The sequence below is a fragment of the Alteromonas sp. 14N.309.X.WAT.G.H12 genome, from assembly GCF_036697315.1.
Classification (GTDB): domain Bacteria; phylum Pseudomonadota; class Gammaproteobacteria; order Enterobacterales; family Alteromonadaceae; genus Alteromonas.
The window spans coordinates 1-17838 of record NZ_JBAHZB010000072.1 but is presented as its reverse complement, the minus strand read 5'-3'; the positions used below and the strand labels follow the sequence as shown (position 1 = coordinate 17838).

General features: G+C 45.1%; 13 protein-coding genes and 1 riboswitch. Of the genes, 7 read left to right on the top strand and 6 right to left on the bottom strand.

Translation table 11 applies throughout. The features are described 5' to 3' along the window. On the bottom strand, positions 1-1262 hold a 1262-nt coding region (locus tag V5298_RS15205; RefSeq protein ID WP_332932299.1), incomplete at its 3' end, for a nitrate/nitrite transporter. Positions 1263-1754: 492 nt separating this feature from the next. Between V5298_RS15205 and moeA the strand changes: the two genes are divergently transcribed. Next, a complete protein-coding gene (moeA, locus tag V5298_RS15200) occupies positions 1755-2999 on the top strand; it encodes a molybdopterin molybdotransferase MoeA (protein ID WP_332932300.1) in 1245 nt (414 codons plus the stop codon). 69 nt (positions 3000-3068) lie between these two features. Here moeA and moaB read toward each other — a convergent pair whose 3' ends face one another. The 4 genes from moaB to narL all read right to left on the bottom strand — a co-directional run bounded on the left by moaB (position 3069) and on the right by narL (position 6010). Then, positions 3069-3614: a molybdenum cofactor biosynthesis protein B gene (gene moaB, locus V5298_RS15195; protein ID WP_332932298.1), complete on the bottom strand. Its 546-nt coding sequence runs from the start codon at positions 3612-3614 to the stop codon at positions 3069-3071. Continuing rightward, positions 3611-4177, bottom strand: a complete 567-nt coding sequence (locus tag V5298_RS15190) for a molybdenum cofactor guanylyltransferase (protein ID WP_332932297.1) — start codon at positions 4175-4177, stop codon at positions 3611-3613. Before V5298_RS15190 ends, moaB begins: the two co-directional genes overlap by 4 nt. A 1-nt stretch (position 4178) precedes the next feature. Beyond that, positions 4179-5150, bottom strand: a complete 972-nt coding sequence (gene moaA, locus V5298_RS15185; RefSeq protein WP_332932296.1) for a GTP 3',8-cyclase MoaA — start codon at positions 5148-5150, stop codon at positions 4179-4181. Beyond that, positions 5144-5292: riboswitch (molybdenum cofactor riboswitch) on the bottom strand. It overlaps the preceding gene by 7 nt. A gap of 70 nt (positions 5293-5362) precedes the next feature. Beyond that, on the bottom strand, positions 5363-6010 hold the full coding sequence (gene narL, locus V5298_RS15180) for a two-component system response regulator NarL (RefSeq protein ID WP_332932295.1): 648 nt from the start codon (positions 6008-6010) through the stop codon (positions 5363-5365). Positions 6011-6316: 306 nt separating this feature from the next. Here narL and V5298_RS15175 point away from each other — a divergent pair, with 306 nt between their 5' ends. Continuing rightward, positions 6317-7930, top strand: coding sequence for an antiporter (locus V5298_RS15175; protein WP_332932294.1), 1614 nt, complete (start codon positions 6317-6319; stop codon positions 7928-7930). 85 nt (positions 7931-8015) lie between these two features. On the opposite strand, the gene V5298_RS15170 is transcribed toward V5298_RS15175, so the two are convergent. Then, the gene (locus tag V5298_RS15170; RefSeq protein ID WP_332932293.1) at positions 8016-9806 is read right to left on the bottom strand and encodes an ATP-binding protein; all 1791 of its coding nucleotides are present in this window, start codon (positions 9804-9806) and stop codon (positions 8016-8018) included. A 346-nt stretch (positions 9807-10152) separates the two neighbouring features. On the opposite strand from V5298_RS15170, the gene V5298_RS15165 reads away from it, so the two are divergent. The 5 genes from V5298_RS15165 to V5298_RS15145 all read left to right on the top strand — a co-directional run bounded on the left by V5298_RS15165 (position 10153) and on the right by V5298_RS15145 (position 17744). After that, positions 10153-13869, top strand: coding sequence for a nitrate reductase subunit alpha (locus V5298_RS15165; protein WP_332932292.1), 3717 nt, complete (start codon positions 10153-10155; stop codon positions 13867-13869). Between the two features lie 15 nt (positions 13870-13884). Continuing rightward, entirely contained in the window at positions 13885-15420 is a 1536-nt protein-coding gene (narH, locus tag V5298_RS15160; protein ID WP_332932291.1) for a nitrate reductase subunit beta, read from the top strand. Positions 15421-15425: 5 nt separating this feature from the next. After that, a complete protein-coding gene (narJ, locus tag V5298_RS15155) occupies positions 15426-16175 on the top strand; it encodes a nitrate reductase molybdenum cofactor assembly chaperone (RefSeq protein ID WP_332932290.1) in 750 nt (249 codons plus the stop codon). 11 nt (positions 16176-16186) lie between these two features. Continuing rightward, positions 16187-16876, top strand: a complete 690-nt coding sequence (narI, locus tag V5298_RS15150; protein WP_332932289.1) for a respiratory nitrate reductase subunit gamma — start codon at positions 16187-16189, stop codon at positions 16874-16876. A 106-nt stretch (positions 16877-16982) separates the two neighbouring features. Beyond that, entirely contained in the window at positions 16983-17744 is a 762-nt protein-coding gene (locus V5298_RS15145) for a peptidylprolyl isomerase (RefSeq protein ID WP_332932288.1), read from the top strand. Positions 17745-17838 lie beyond the last annotated feature (94 nt).

Below are 17838 nucleotides of genomic sequence, written 5' to 3'. Positions count from 1 at the left end.
CCTTCTGACCACTCTTTATTCTCAGCGCGACGAATAGCAAAATGCATCCAAGCTAACGCCGATACACAAACGACAAACAGCAGCATAAAGCAACTTTGCCAAATGCCAATGACATCGTTCAACATACCGAAGGTTAACGGCAGAAAGAAGCCTCCTAAGCCCCCGACCATACCTACAGCACCACCGACAACACCCACGTGTTCTGGGTAATAAACAGGAATATGCTTAAATACAGCGGCTTTGCCCAAAGACATGAAGAAACCTAATACAAATATCAGCAGAACAAAAACCACCAAAGGCGTCTCAAGGGAAAAGCGATAAATGTGTTCAACCCCGTGAACTTGATACTGTGTAGGCGGATAGCTAAGTAAAAAGGTACAAAAAACCGACGCGCTCAAGGTCCAGTACATGATTTTTCTGGCGCCGAATTTATCTGATAACCATCCTCCTAGCACTCTAAAAAGAGAAGCCGGAACGGTATACAAGGTAGCGACGATACCCGCCGTAACCAAATCAAGATGGTATACCTCTGTGAGATAATGGGGTAACCATAAAGCCAACGAAACAAAGGCACCAAACACGAAAAAATAATATAGCGAAAACCGCCAAACACGAATGTCTGATAAAGGTGCAAGCTGTTCAATAAGTGGAATGGATTTAACTTGCCGTTCACGGGAGACAGGATCTGTTTTTGCAAAAATAATGAAGCCTATTCCCACACAGGCCAAAATAATTGCATACCATTGGGCAGTTACCTGCCAACCGAAGGCAAGTAGCAGAAAAGGAGCACCAAAACTGGTTATCGCCGACCCCACATTCCCGGCTCCGAAAATACCTAAAGCGGTCCCTTGTTTTCCCGCCTCATACCAGGTTGAAACATACGCGACACCCACGATAAAACTGCCACCCGCAAGACCAATTCCCAAAGCAGATAGCAACAACATGGGATAGCTGGAGGCCACAGTGAGTGAAAACACGGCCATTGCAGTCACGAGCATAAGTAGGCCAAACACCCAGCGCCCGCCAAATCGATCAGTTAGTACTCCCAAAAATAGTCGGCTTATTGATCCGGTTAGGATGGGGGTGGCCATTAAGAGCCCTAATTCCGTATCAGATAGACCTAACTCTTGTTTTAGTTTAATTCCCAAAATCGAGAAAATGGTCCAAACAGCAAAGCAGATTGTGAACGCAAATGTGGACAAAAATAGGGCTTTTCGTTGTTCAAAATTGGATATTCGATGAGCTTTGTTGATGCTTGTCATAGGAGGCTCCGGGCAGTATATTTAACCCTAATATAAGCGTCTTGCAGCTTGAGTAAAATATGCAGGAAGAGGCACTAATTCCGTTAAATATTACCCCCTATTAGGTAGTCATGTTGGCCCAACAATCCCGAAGTTAACATCACGCACACAGGTACACCGCACCTTGGTTCAAAGCCATCTTATGCTTTTTTAAGGCCAAACTCGAAATCGTTATTTTCCTTACTTAGCAGACAACTAGGCGCATCCCGTTGCCGGTGAAAATCAGGCTCGGTAAAAACAGTCATCAAAAAACTCAATAAACTGAGGTGCCATCACCCTCAGATAGCTACCCCATCAGGGATAGGTCCCTACCTATTAGAAGAAATATCTTTTTGTTTCTGGGGTCATTAAGCTGTTCCTATAGGCGGGAGAAAACCCCAAAAACGCAGTAACAAAATACGATTTAACGCGTAAAAATGTAAACCCCAGTGTGGGGAACGGAGAAAGAGAGTGATGGCGCATTGTTGTGATACACCAGGCCTAATGCCAATTGAACTTGCGATGAAGAAAATCTGGCAAACTATCCTGCCGCTAACAGAGCAAGAAACAGTATCGTTAACACAATTGGTCGGTCGCGTTTTAGCCCAAGATATTTGCGCTTTGATTGATGTGCCCGGCTACGATAACTCGGCGATGGACGGCTACGCCTTACGCGCAGAAGATGTGGCGCAATTTGGCACCCTAAGACAAATTGGTAAAAGCTTTGCGGGAACCCCGTTTTTGGGCACCGTGACTCCAGGACAGTGTGTGCGGATCATGACCGGCGCCTGCATTCCTACTGGCGCCGATGCGGTGGTTATGCAAGAAAATACCGAAGCGAAAAATGACGCCATCAGTGTACTTTTTCCGGTCAAGGTTGGGGAAGCGATTCGCCGCCGCGGTGAAGACATTCGTATGGGAGAAAAAGTCCTCGCCAAAGGACACAAAATTAGCCCTGCGGATATTGGTTTGCTGGCATCCGTTGGCGTATCCCAGGCAAACGTTTTCAGAGCCCCTAAGGTAGCTATTTTTTCCACCGGTGACGAGTTACGTCAGCCCCATGAAACCTTGCCTGAAGGTTGTATTTATGACTCCAATCGTTACGCGCTTCAAGCACTGTTAACCCAAGCCGGTATGCAGGTGTTGGATTTAGGTGTCATTGCAGATAACCCAAACAAGATCCGCAATGCGTTTTTGCATGGGGATGAAAACGCCGATGTGGTGATCACCTCCGGCGGCGTATCCGTTGGCGAAGCCGACTTCACCCGGGAGATACTTGAAGAACTCGGTCAAATTGATTTTTGGAAACTGGCCATTAAACCCGGTAAACCGCTGGCTTTTGGGCGTTTACCTAATAGCTACTTTTTTGGATTGCCCGGCAATCCCGTGTCATCAATGGTAACCTTTCACCAAATTGCCCTGCCTGCACTTTTTTGGCTTAGTGGAAAAGCCTCACCTATCCAGCGCTTGCGCCTAAAAGCAAAAGCCTTGGCCCCTTTTAAGAAGCGTCCGGGACGAACGGATTTTCAGCGCGGCACCTACACACAAGATCCCCAAGGCAACCTAACCGTTAAACCTTTAACCAACCAAGGTTCCGGCGTGCTCTCTTCTATCACGAAAGGGAACTGCTACGTTGTACTTGAAAACGAACTAAATCAGGTAAAAGAAGGCGAATACGTAACCATTGAAGTGTTTGATGAATACTTCCGAGCCAACTAAGGGGAACGGATAAAACCAAGGCTAGTGGCCAGGGTAAAATATGGACACAAGCCGTATCCGGCCGTTGCGCTAAGGCGTTCTGGTTTTACAGGGTGCCACTTGTGTGTTGTTTAAGTGAGGTACAAAGTTACACGGCCCTTGTTCACCATTTAACTGAGCACAAATAATGCCTTCCCATGCAGTACGACATGCCCCCGTACTGCCAGGTAAACAGAAAACAATGGTGTGATTGGCAAATCCGGCTAGGGCGCGGGACTGAATGGTGGAAGTACCAATTTCCTGAAAAGAAATATGTCGAAATAACTCACCAAACCCATCCACCTGCTTATCAAATAACGGCAGCATGGCTTCGGGGGTAGAGTCACGTTCGGTAAATCCCGTACCTCCGGTAATGAGCACAACTTGAATCTGGGGATCTGCGATATAGGTCGATGCCAAGGCACGAATTTGATAGATATCATCAACAATGATGCGACTGTCTATCACGTTGTGACCGGCCTTGATGGCGCTGTTACGTAAATAGTCACCTGACGTATCATTCGCTTCAGTGCGCGTATCCGATACGGTGATAACAGCAAGATTCAGTGGTACAAATTGTTTAACTGCATGACTCATAGCATATTCTCTAGGGTGTTACGTTTGACGATTGCCTGCCATTGGTCAGGCGTATTGGTATTGGTCAGTGTATGGACGCTTTTTAACGGCAGAAAAAGCATGGGGAAACGGGAAAAAAAACGTCCTACAGAATAACTACAGCCCCTTGATAGGGTGTCCTGTAGCGGTTTCAATAAGGAGGCGGGATCATAGATAAAAAGCGGTAAATTATGATCTTTATAACAGCAAGTGGTTTGTTTGTTTAAGCCAGCGCAAACCAAGGTTTTAAGTGCTTCGTGAGTGACTAACGGCAAATCCACCGGCAGCACTAAAAGCGGCCCGGTGATTTTTCGATCACAGGCGGCATGAATACCGCTCAAGGGCCCTTTATCAACGAACACATCGGCAATATGTTGAGGATGGCCATCATTGCGGCTGACAAACACTTGTTTAGCGCCAATTTCCTTTAATATCCGTTGACCCCGAGCTAATAAGGTTTCTTCTCCCCATAGGAGCTTCGCTTTATCTTGCCCCATACGAGAGGACTTACCGCCGGCTAAGATTAGACCATTAAAATCCCCCAACTTATCCTCCCAACATGGCTAACTGCTTGGTGGCACCGGTAAAACCTTGATCTAACAAATGGGTTCCTTGTTTATAGTTCATCAGCGCTTTCACCGCATCACAGGTGCCTTGTACATCACCTTGCTGCAAATAAGAACGCAGGGAAAACCCCTTTTCGGCAAATAAACAAAGGTGCAAATTGCCATGAGAAGATACCCGTAACCGATTGCAAGAATGACAAAAGTCCTTGCTGTAAGGCATGATGAGCCCCACCCGCCCTTGATATTCCTTATGCTCAAATTCTTGTGCAGGCCCTGCCAGTTTATCGCGAATGATCTGTGTCCAGCCTGAGCTCACCAATTGTGTAAGAAGCGCGTTGCCGGAAAAATGATTGCGTTCAAAAAAACGGGCGTTGTCACCGGTTTGCATCAATTCAATAAAACGCCAGGTCACAGGGTGATGTTTTAAATACGTAAAAAATGGTGCAAAAGCCTGAGTGTTATACTGGCGCAACAGTACGGTATTAAATTTCACCTTGGTTAGCCCCGCTTCAAAGATGGCCTCCACGCCGCGCATAACCCTATCTAACATATCTTTACCTGTGATAGACGCAAACATTCTAGGTTCAAGACTGTCGGCACTGACATTAATTGAGGTTAAACCGGCCGCAACATACTCGTGGCTTTTCTTCGATAAATTAAAACCATTCGTGGTTAATGCGATTTGCTCAATGCCCGGTGTTTGTTTGCAGATATTGATGATCTCGGTAAGGTCTTTTCGTAATCCGGGCTCTCCCCCGGTAATACGCACCTTACGGGTGCCCATATGAGCAAAGGCCGCCACCAGCGTTTCTATTTCCGGTAGCGTTAAGTAGTTTTTAGGAGAATCGCAATCTCCCCCATCGGGTAAACAATAATTGCAACGAAAATTGCACATGTCTGTGACAGACAAGCGCAAATAGTGAAAACGTCGACCAAAAGTATCTTGCAACATAAAAATAAACACCTTTCCAAAAGTACACGCACGGCGTGTCAGGAGGTCGTCAGATTTCTCTATTCGGCCCGGTGGCTAGCGCCACGGCCTATCTACCCTACCGATAGGGCTTAGGTAAATAGGCTCGGAGTTTGCTAAGTAAGATCTATTGTAATCAGCTTAGTTATTTATGTAAGTGAGCTTAAGGAATACCTCTTTGGAGATAGTAATCCCTACTGTGCTTGTTGTTCAACCATCCACACTGCGGCTTCAACCCTTGAGCGCAAACCCAATTTTTTGAGTAGATGTTTTACATGGACTTTTACTGTGCCATCGGAAATATCCAGTTCACGGGCAATCACTTTATTACTCATTCCCTTGGCAATTAAACTTAGAATTTCGTATTCCCGATTGGTTAAACTGCTTAATTCTGCAACAGGCTTAACCGATGGCCTTCTTAACGCCGTCGCTAACACTTCAGTAATGGTTTCACTAAGCACCATTTTCCCATTCAGTGCGCGTTTAATATTCTCCAACAAAATTTCCGGGTCGCTGTCTTTAAGTAAATAGCCATCAGCTCCCTGACTAATTGCATTCACAACATCATCATCGGCATCAGAAACAGTCAGCATAACAATGCGAGACGAAACGCCCTTATCCCGCAACTGTTTTAAAGTCTCTAATCCGTCCATCCCCTGCATATTCAGGTCAAGTATGATCAAATCGGGCTCAAGTTCACAGGCGATTTCAATAGCGTCTTCGCCATTGCTGGCTTCCGCGACTACCTCCATGTCATCTTCCATTAAAACCAGTTGATTCAATCCTTTGCGTAACAAAGGATGATCATCTACCAACATGATGCCGGATTTTTGTGACAACATAGAAATGCTCCTTAAACCTACCTAAATAAATAACGCTATTAGCCTACATCCCACCAAGGTAAACCTTGATATAAATCATCATAGTGCTATCTAACCGATTGCCCGGAATAACCCCATAATTCTACGTCGTTCATAATAGCGATAACTTACTATTTTTAAAGAACAAAATAGTAACGAATGGCAAACATACCCATTTGTAGGTACCTAAAATTACCTTAATACACTAACTCTTAAGACACATTGTGAGGCAATGAATATGCCTTCATAGTGCACCTTCTAAGTTGTAAAAGTAGGAGCGATGTCGTTATGTCTGACCTAAAAACTTGGTTGCCCAATAACCGTGATTTTTGGCATTCGCAGGGACAAAAGATCGCGCCTAAGAATCTTTGGATTTCGGTACCGAGTTTGATGTGTGCCTTTGGCATATGGATGCAATGGAGTGTCATTAGTGTACAAATGCTGAATGTGGGCTATCCCTTCGATCTCTATAGCTTATTCAGTTTAATCGCCGTTGCCGGTTTTAGTGGCGCTACGTTGCGCATTTCATCGAGCGTTCTGGTTCAATTGTGCGGAGGACGTAACACCTTATTCATCACCACAGGTTTACTGCTATTACCTTCCCTTGGGATCATCATCGCCTTGCAACGGATTGACACCCCGCTGTGGATATTTCAGCTATTGGCACTTTTATCGGGTATTGGTGGCGGTAGCTTTTCATCGTTTATTTCCAATACCCACTTTTTTTATCCTAAAAAGCAACAGTATTTTATACTTAATCTAACCGCCGGCATTGGGATCTATGGCATCGTGTTCGCGCAGGTACTCATCCCCTTATTGATGTCTTATGGTGTATTTTCCATGGTAAGTGGTGAACCCAGCTTGCTTATTCAATCGGGAAGCAACATCTTAGGCAGTATCCAAACCAATCACCCCCTTTGGCTACAAAATACAGGGTATTTGTGGCTGGTTATCTTGCTCCCCTTAATGGTTCTATTGTGGTTTGGCTTAGATAATATCCATACAGCCAATGTCACGCCAAGATTGCCCTCTTTATCTTTCGCTTTTCTTACTATTATTTCAATACTGACCCTCGGCTTACTGTTGTCTGCGTTAGGGCTATGGCTCACGATGCCAACAAGCAATAAGGGAGAGCACTTTATACTGCTCAAAGAGCTGGTTATCATCGCAATTCCCCTTGTGGCCAGCGTGATATTTAAAACCTTAGCTAAGCATAAACGTCTCAATGCCGCCCTTCCACATCGTTTACTTTTCTGTCCAAGAACATTCATGCTCAGCTTGCTGTATATCATGTTTTTAGGATCATTTATGGGCTTTGCCGCAGCCTTCCCCCTTACCATTAAAAGTCTATTTGGCTATTCTCATGCATTCGAAAATGAGGCTTTACATGCAATGGCTAACCCGAATGCCCCAAGTGTGCTGGCTTACGCGTGGATTGCGCCCTTAATTGGCATACTCATTCATCCTTTCGGCAGTTGGATCGCCGAAAAGACAGGTGGAAGGGGAATAACACGCTTAAGCGCAGTCATCATGATCCTTTGTTCGCTGGGCATTGCCTATTATGCCCATCACGCATTTCATTCAATAACGCCGGAAGAATACTTCATTCCTTTTTATTTATTGTTTTTAGGGCTTTTTGCCGCAAGTGGTATGGGTAGCGGCTCGGTATATCACATGCTATTTACCTCCATTCCCCCAAGGCAATTAAGAATGACTTTAATTTGGATGTCTGCCCTTGCCGCTTATGGCGTTTTTTATATCCCCATGCAAATTGGAGAGCAAATCAAGGCGGGAACACCGGAACGGGCAATGCTGATCTTTTCCATTTTTTATAGCTTTTGTATTGTCATTCACCAGCTGTTGAATTTGCGTAAACGCACAGAAAAGGTATACCCCATCTAACTTGGGTCAATTTCACTTATCCCTTGCACCAAACGCGATAACAACAATCACCACCCCCCATGCACCACGGCTCGTATATCTCGCGTTAGGCCGTTTGTTTCTCCTGTAGATAGTCAGGTTTGAATGTAAAGTAAATCCCCGTTCCTCCCTGCGCTCGTCGTTCAACGGTTATGTCGCCACCAAGATGTCGACTACGCTCTTTCATAATGGCTAAACCATAATGATTCAGCTTTTCTGAAGAAACGGGAATACCAATACCGTTGTCTTCTATTGATAGGAATACCGATTTATCAGCTTGTTGCTGCACACTGATTGTTAACTGGGTGCCTTTACTGTGGTGAACCGCATTTTGGCTGGCTTCTCGAATAATCTGCAACAAATGAATTTCTTCATTGGGCGTTAGAGGGATATTGTTAAGCTGGTAATCTAATGTAATGGTCAAGTTAGACTGCTTCATTAATTGTTGCACCGTAACTTGTAATGCGTTTAATAATCCCGACCCATCAACTTTCAAACGGAAGGTGGTAAGCAGTTCTCGCAACTGTCGATACGCAGATTTCAGCCCGTGTTCTAGCTCTGCTGACACATCATTAATGGTGTTTTTATCTTCTTTTTTAATGGCATAATTTAAACGTGTCACCTGAATTTTTAAGTATGACAATGCTTGTGCTAAGGAATCATGGAGCTCTCTGGCAATAACAGTGCGTTCTTGCATTAATGCTAATCGTCTGACTTGTTCTTCTTCTGTTTTCAAGCTAAGGGCAATGGCCAACTGATCAGAAAGGGTATTGAGTAACTGACGTTGCCACTGCTCTAATTGGGCATTTGCCGGCGTACGAACAATTAATACGCCGTAATTCGTTTTATTCCGAGAAACTGAAAAGTTGTAGATCAGAATATTATCTTGCTGTATTACCCCCTCACGGGAAAGACAACTTACGCAATCGTTTTCATGGCACGGTTCATTCTTGTGATGTGTCGGTTGCAATTGTAAGTAGGGAATTTCGCCCTTTTCGGTAAATAAGCATAGCTCGATATCATCGATGAGAATTATGGTTTTAAGCTCATTAATAATGGCACTAAAATCATCGTATTCGGGCCCATGTTCTGCGGTTTTTTTGGCTGTTTTGTATAGAAATTTCAGCAATGTGTTTCGCTGCTGTAGATCCTTGGTCTTTTCATCTACCCGTTTTTCCAAGTCACCATACATATACCCGATGGCGTTACTCATTTTATTTATACTTTGGGCCAAAGCGCCTAATTCGTCCTGCTGGTGAACCTCAACCCTGCAAGTAAAATCCCCTTGGCCTATTTGGCGGGCAGTACGTGTTAGCTCATCTAACGGTAATTCAATTTTTACTTTTAGCCAGTGCTTAATCGTTAACGACAACATGACGGTAAAAAACAATGCGATAACCTGCACCAAACGTAAGGCTCTTGCTCTTTTCTCTGCGTCGCCTTGAATGGCGCGAACCATCTCATCGATTAAAGCCACTTGGTGCTTTAATGCGTTGTCCATCCACTGATAATCATCGTTTTTTAGCGACGACTGAATCGTTTGCCAATTGGATTGTGCAAGGTTAAATAACTGGGCAATTTCAAAATTATCATTTTTTACACGGGTAAACACGGGGTGCTGCCAACTCTGGTTTAGCTGCGCAATAGCCTGGGACCTTATTGCTTCATCGTTTTGTAAACTTAACCATCCCAAGCGGTATGTTTGCATACGCAGCGCTCCCGCTTTATTAATGGCCTGGGCGTGACTATCGGCTTTATCTGATAACCAGTAAGATACCAGCATAGTGCCTATGGCAAGAGTAACAATGCAGGCCAATGCAATGTTAATACGAGTAACAATAGAAGAAAATGGACGCATAACCCCTCCTTAGAGAATAAGCATACGCTAAACGCCGTCAAAGGTCAGCGACACCCCATCGCTAAAGCAACGACGCAAACACGGGATAATTTGAGCTACCCCTTTTTATCCAGCCCCAAAAATCAAGACTAGCCACAAGTACCAACAAGCACTATTTACCATTTTATTATCAAATAGTTACGAAAAATAAAATATACCACCTTAGAGGTATCTATGGCCGAAAACACCAGAATTCGGCCTATGGCTGAACCTCGTCAAATCAAGCATCATTCAGGGGTTATTTCTATTGTAAAAAAAAGAGTCATTGCATTATGCGTGCATTTAGAACCAACTCCAGGAGCCAATCATGAGTCATCTGTTAGACAAATTGCGCTTTTTTAAAATACGCAAACAGCCATTTTCCAATGGTCATGGCGTAACCACCAATGAAGATAGAACCTGGGAGCAGGGATACCGTCAACGTTGGCAACATGACAAAATTGTTCGCTCAACCCACGGCGTGAACTGTACCGGTTCCTGTAGTTGGAAAATTTATGTAAAAGACGGGCTTGTTACTTGGGAAACACAACAAACGGACTATCCTCGTACCCGCCCTGACCTTCCCAACCATGAACCCCGTGGTTGTCCTCGAGGCGCGAGTTATTCTTGGTATATCTACAGTGCTAATCGCCTGAAATACCCTAAGGTTCGTCAACAATTAATGAAACTGTGGCGCGAAGCCCGTCAAACCCACTCCGATCCCGTGGACGCTTGGGCCTCTATCGTTGAAGATCCAGCAAAAGCAAAAAGCTACAAAGAACGGCGAGGACTAGGTGGCTTTGTTCGCGCCAGTTGGGATGAAGTGAATGAAATTATTGCCGCATCCAATGTATACACCACAAAAGAGTACGGGCCAGACCGTATCTCCGGGTTTTCTCCCATTCCGGCAATGTCTATGGTGTCCTACGCGGCGGGCGCGCGATATTTATCTCTTATTGGTGGTAACTGCTTAAGTTTTTATGACTGGTACTGTGACCTTCCCCCAGCCTCCCCCCAAGTATGGGGAGAACAAACCGACGTTCCGGAATCCGCCGACTGGTATAACGCTAACTATATCATCGCTTGGGGTTCTAACGTGCCACAAACTCGTACCCCTGATGCGCACTTTTTAACAGAAGTACGCTACAAGGGCACAAAAACCTGTGTCATTACTCCTGACTATTCTGAAGCATCAAAGTTCGGTGATACCTGGCTTGCCCCTAAACAAGGTACCGATGCCGCGCTGGCAATGGCTTTTGGTCACGTTATTCTCAAAGAGTTCCATGTCGATAATCCCAGTGAATATTTTCAAGATTATGTACGCCGCTATACCGATATGCCTATGCTGGTCATGCTTGAAAAAGGGGAAAATCATTTAACCCAAGGACGTTTCCTACGCGCCGCAGATTTAGTAGATAACTTAGGCGAAGAGAACAATCCCGATTGGAAAACCATTGCTATCAATAAGGATGGCCGCCTCACCAGTCCTAACGGTTCAATAGGTTACCGCTGGGGGCAAAAAGGCAAATGGAATCTTGAGCAAAAAGATCAGCAAGGAGACCTATCACTGTGCTTGTCGTTAAAAGACGCATACGACGAACTCGCTGATGTCGATATGCCTTATTTTGGTGGCGCACCCCACGAATATAAATACTTCCAGCATACTGAACACAGCGAAGTACAGGTTCGTAAAATTCCGGCTAAACGCATCACCTTAGCCGATGGCAGTACGGCACTGGTTGCCACCGTTTTCGATTTAACCTTGGCGCACTATGGCGTAGAGAACGGCATTGGTGATAAAAATCGAGCCCAATCCTACCAAGACAATGTTCCCTACACCCCTGGCTGGCAAGAAGCCATTACCGGCGTAAAACCTGACGACGTGATCCGCATTGCACAGGAATTTGGCCGCAATGCTCACAAAACCCGTGGTCGCTCAATGATCATTGTGGGCGCAGGGTTAAATCACTGGTATCACATGGACATGAACTATCGTGGCCTGATTAATATGCTGATGATGTGTGGTTGTATTGGCCAAAGTGGAGGTGGTTGGGCTCATTATGTTGGCCAAGAAAAACTACGCCCTCAAACCGGTTGGACGCCATTGGCATTTGGCCTAGATTGGCAGCGCCCACCTCGTCACATGAACGGCACCTCTTTCTTTTACAACCATGCAAGTCAATGGCGATATGAAAAACTCAATATGAGTGAAATTGTGTCTCCGTTAGCCAACAAAGAAAAGTGGAATGACAGCATTGTCGATTACAATAGCCGTGCCGAGCGCATGGGTTGGTTACCGTCAGCGCCACAATTGGGGACAAACCCACTTAAATTAGCCGCACAGGCAAAAGCCGCCAATATGGATGTGCAAGATTTTGTGCTTCAACAACTTAAAGATCGCAAAATCAAATTCGCGTGCGAGCAACCTGATAACCCTCAAAACTTCCCACGCAATATGTTTGTTTGGCGTTCCAATTTGTTGGGTTCATCCGGTAAAGGCCATGAATACATGTTGCGTCATTTACTAGGTACCAAACATGGTTTACTTGGTAAAGATCTAGGCGAATCAAACGCCACTAAACCCAATGATGTTGAATGGAATGACGAGGCTGCAGAAGGCAAAGTGGATTTGTGGGTAACCTTGGACTTTAGAATGTCTACCACCTGCTTGTATTCCGATATCGTTTTACCCACGGCCACCTGGTATGAAAAGGATGATATGAATACCTCGGATATGCATCCGTTTATTCATCCGCTCACCGCGGCTATCGATCCGGTTTGGGAAGCACGCAGCGACTGGGAGATATTTAAAGGTATTGCAAAAGTATTCTCAAAAGTCAGCGAAGATCACCTCGGTGTTGAAACAGACGTGGTCACCACGCCAATGCACCACGACACACCAGCGGAATTATCTCAGCCCTATGGCGTAAAAGCGTGGTGGAAGGGAGAATGCGAAGCTGTGCCTGGCGTAACAATGCCTCATATCAATGTTGTTGAACGTGATTATCCAAACACCTATGCACGTTTTACATCCGTTGGCCCCTTACTGGAAAAAATGGGCAACGGCGGCAAAGGCATTAGCTGGGACACCAAAGCCGAAGTGGATTTCCTGCGTAAATTAAACCGTACCCACACCGAGGAAGGCACCAATAAAGGAATGGCAAAAATAGACAGTGCCATTGATGCCTGTGAAGTCATTTTGTCATTGGCACCTGAAACCAACGGTCAGGTGGCAATAAAAGCTTGGGATGCTTTAGGTAAGTTTACCGGTCGGGATCACACCCATTTAGCCCCCCCTAAAGAAGATGAAAAAATTCGCTTTAGAGACATAGTGGCGCAACCGCGCAAAATTATCTCTTCTCCCACCTGGTCTGGGCTGGAAGACGAGCATGTTTCCTATAACGCAGGCTACACCAATGTGCATGAGTTAATTCCTTGGCGCACAATTACTGGCCGACAACAGTTCTATCAAGATCATGAATGGATGCGGGATTTTGGTGAACAGCAGTGCAGCTACAAACCGCCAATTAACCTTAAAACTGTAGCCCCTGTGCTGAATAAGAAACCCAATGGCAACAAAGAAATTGTACTGAACTGGATAACGCCCCATCAAAAATGGGGAATACACAGCACCTACTCTGACAACCTTTTGATGTTAACACTGTCACGGGGTGGGCCCATTGTCTGGATCAGTGAAAGTGATGCCGCTAAAGCCGATATCGTCGATAACGATTGGATTGAAGTGTTCAATGTTAACGGTGCCATTGTTGCCCGAGCGGTTGTTTCCCAACGTGTTCCGGAAGGAATGAGCATGATGTACCACGCCCAAGAACGGATAGTGAATATTCCGGGGAGTGAACAAACAGGTACCCGTGGCGGCATTCATAATTCCGTAACCCGCGCAGTCATGAAACCTACGCACATGATTGGCGGTTATGCCCAGCAAGCCTATGGCTTCAACTACTACGGTACGGTGGGCTGCAACCGCGACGAATTTGTCGTTATGCGCAAAATGGATAACGTTGACTGGCTTGATACCAAATAAGGTGGAGTGAATAAAATGAAAGTTAGAGCTCAAATAGGCATGGTGTTGAATTTAGATAAATGTATCGGCTGCCATACATGCTCCATCACCTGTAAAAATGTCTGGACCTCTCGGGAAGGCGTTGAATACGCGTGGTTTAATAACGTTGAATCAAAACCCGGCGTAGGTTTCCCTAAAGAATGGGAAAACCAACAAAAATGGAATGGCGGCTGGGTACGCAACGGCCAAGACAACCTGGAACTGAGAATTGGCGCGAAACGGCGGGTTTTAGCCAATATTTTCGCCAATCCCGACTTGCCCGAAATTGACGATTACTACGAACCTTTCGATTTTGACTATCAGCATCTACACAATGCAGAAGATAGTAAACATCAGCCGGTTGCCCGCCCTCGCTCCCTAATTACCGGCAAGCGAATGGAAAAAATTGAATGGGGACCGAACTGGGAAGAAATTCTCGGGACAGAGTTTGCCAAACGCAAAGCCGACCAAAACTTTAATGAAGTGGTGCAAAAAGACATCTACGGTCAGTTTGAAAAAACCTTTATGATGTATCTTCCCCGCCTGTGTGAACACTGCCTTAACCCCGCATGTGTTGCGGCTTGTCCATCAGGGGCAATTTACAAACGGGAAGAAGATGGCATTGTGCTGATTGACCAAGACAAGTGTAGGGGTTGGCGCATGTGCGTGTCAGCTTGTCCCTACAAAAAAATCTACTATAACTGGAAAACCGGTAAGTCTGAGAAATGTACCTTCTGCTTTCCTCGTATTGAAGCCGGCCAACCTACAGTTTGCTCTGAAACCTGTGTGGGAAGAATTCGCTATCTGGGTGTATTGCTGTACGACGCCGATAAAATTGAAGCGGCGGCGAATACCCCAAATGAAAAAGACTTGTACCAAGCTCAACTGGATATTTTCCTTGACCCCAATGATCCTAAGGTCATTGAAGCGGCAAAAGCCGAAGGCATTGGTGACAACTGGATCCAGGCTGCACAGCGTTCTCCTGTGTATATGATGGCCATTGACTGGAAAGTCGCATTGCCATTACATCCAGAATACCGCACTTTGCCAATGGTATGGTACGTACCGCCCTTGTCACCCATTCAAAGTGCCATTGAAGCCGGCCATGTGGGCATGAACAATGAAATTCCCGATCTTAAATCACTGCGCATTCCCCTTCGCTATCTTGCTAACCTATTGACGGCAGGAGACGAAGCGCCTGTGGTTAAAGCCCTAGAAAGGATGATCGCCATGCGTGCTTTTAAACGTTCACAGCAAGTGGATGGTGTAGAAGATTTAGACGTACTTAAACAGGTTGGATTAACCTCAACACAGGTGGAAGAAATGTATCGCTATATGGCATTGGCCAATTACGAAGACCGTTTTGTTATTCCCACCAGCCATCGTGCATATGCTGAAAATGCCTATAACTTAAAAAGTGAGTGTGGTTTCAGTTTTGGTAATGGCTGCGGCGGCGGTAATAACAGCGTCAGCTTATTTGGTACTAAAGCCAAAGGGGTACGCCAAGTTATCCCTGTTGAGATTAAGGAGTAATCACGATGAAAATTTTACCCTTACTCTCATTACTGCTGGATTACCCTCAACAAGGGATAATCGACGCTCAAGATGAATTATTGGCTCTTGTCGATACATCTGATTTAAACATTGATGATAAAAATGGCCTCAAACAGTTCATCCAACATCGTTGCAGTGGCGATCTTATGAACTGGCAATCGGAATATGATGGTTTGTTTGAGCGCGGTCGTTCACTTTCATTGCTCATCTTTGAACATATCCATGGAGAATCCAGAGACAGGGGCCAAGCCATGGTCAACCTCCTTGACCAATATAAAGAAGCTGGGCTGGAACTTGGCGTAAAAGAATTACCCGATTATCTTCCCTTGTACCTTGAGTTTCTCTCCACCCAAGGCCAGCAGAACGCACAAATCGGATTGGAAGAAATTGCGCCAATCTTAGCCGTGCTCGCCTGTCGCGCTGACCAAAGAAAAACGGATTACGCCGTACTTTTCCATACCCTATTAAATTTATCTAAGGCTGAAATTGACCTAAGTGATATTAAAGCTCAGATCAGCACAGAAAAAAGGGATGATACTCCCAAAGAGTTGGACAAAGTGTGGGAAGAAGAGATGGTCACCTTTATGGGAAATGAACAGGCAAACGCTGGCTGTGGCACTAGCAATAAACCCAGCGAACAACAACGCCGAGATCATTTTATTCCGCTGAACAATGAACTACAAAGCGACGCCACCATTGCGTTCGATTCTACAACTAGCGCCAAAGGCGTTTAAGGAGCATTCAAATGGCACATTTTAATACCTTTGCTTTTGGTATATATCCTTATATTGCTCTGGCAATAATGTTTATAGGTACCTGGATCCGCTACGACCGCGAACAATACACATGGAAAAGCAGTTCTAGTCAATTGCTCGAAAGTAAACAATTGCGAAAAGGCAGCATTGCTTTTCATATTGGTGTTTTGGGAATTTTTTTAGGTCACTTGTTTGGCTTATTAACACCGTTGGAAGTCTGGCATTTGTTTGGCGTTACGCCCCAAATGAAACAAACACTCGCCGTTGGTGCCGGTGGATTGTTTGGCCTCATTTGCTTTTACGGCTTAACCATTCTCATTAAAAGGCGTTTATTTAATCCTCGTATCAGAGCAACCAGTAGCCCAATGGACATTGCCATTCTGTTTTTATTGTATGCGCAGTTAATTTTAGGCCTTTGCTCTATCTTTGTTTCCCTTGGTCATATGGATGGCGCCGAAATGCTCAAATTAATGACTTGGGCGCAAAATGTTGTCACCTTCAACAGTCAGGTCGCGGTATCCGCCATCAGTGATGTTCATTGGATCTTTAAACTTCACGTCATACTTGGAATGACATTGTTTGTGGTGTTCCCATTCAGCCGCTTGGTGCACATGCTCAGTGCCCCGGTTCAATATCTGGTTCGCCAACATCAAATCGTGCGCCAACGGTTTGTCCGTTAATCATTAACAGGGTTGCGCCGCAGAACGTTTTGCCAATATCAAACGTTCTGCCGTTAATCCATGGCGTTGTTGTTAAATTCAATTGTATACCTGTTGTGAGGCACTCATGATACAAGTTAACCAAACCACCATTAGTGAACAAGCTGTTATGGCCGAAGTTCAATATCATCCCGCGTCAACGAAACGCGCGGCTACATTAAAAGCCGCAGAATCATTGATTATTGGTGAATTGTTGCGTCAGCGCGCTAACGCATTAGAGCTTGTCACGTCAACGAATCCCGCCGAAGAAGAGCGTATTTTAGATGAGCTCATCGCTCGTGAAGTCGCGATCCCTACCGCCACAGAAAAAGAATGCGAGCAATATTACAAACAAAATCCCAAACGTTTTGAAAGCTCCCCGCTATTAGAGATAAGTCATATTTTACTGGCGGCGTCACCTGACGATGATAACGCCCGAGTGGAAGCCAAAGCACGCTCAGAAATCATCATCGAACAATTGCAACAAGGGGAGCGTTTTGCTGATTTGGCCAGACGCTATTCAGCATGCCCTTCCAAAGAGACCGATGGCAACTTAGGGCAGATTAGCCGAGGACAAACTGTTGCTGAATTTGAACGCCAAATTTTTAATGCTCAACCAGGTTTAATGCCGCAGGGAATAGAAAGCCGATATGGCATTCATGTGGTCTATATTCACCGTAAAATCGAAGGACAAACATTGCCATTTAATGCAGTAAAACAACGCATTAGTGATTATTTAAATGAAAAAGTCCGTCGCAAAGCCCTAGCCCAATACATCCATCAACTTATCATTGAAGCAGAGATTCATGGCTATGATTTTAATCTGTCAGATTCTCCGCTAATGCAATAGCTCCGGAAATTCAACCGATCTAGCCATATTATTTGCAAGCTAAAAATCACGCTCTGTTTTTTCCAGAGCGCCTTATACCTCCGATGGAGTACCC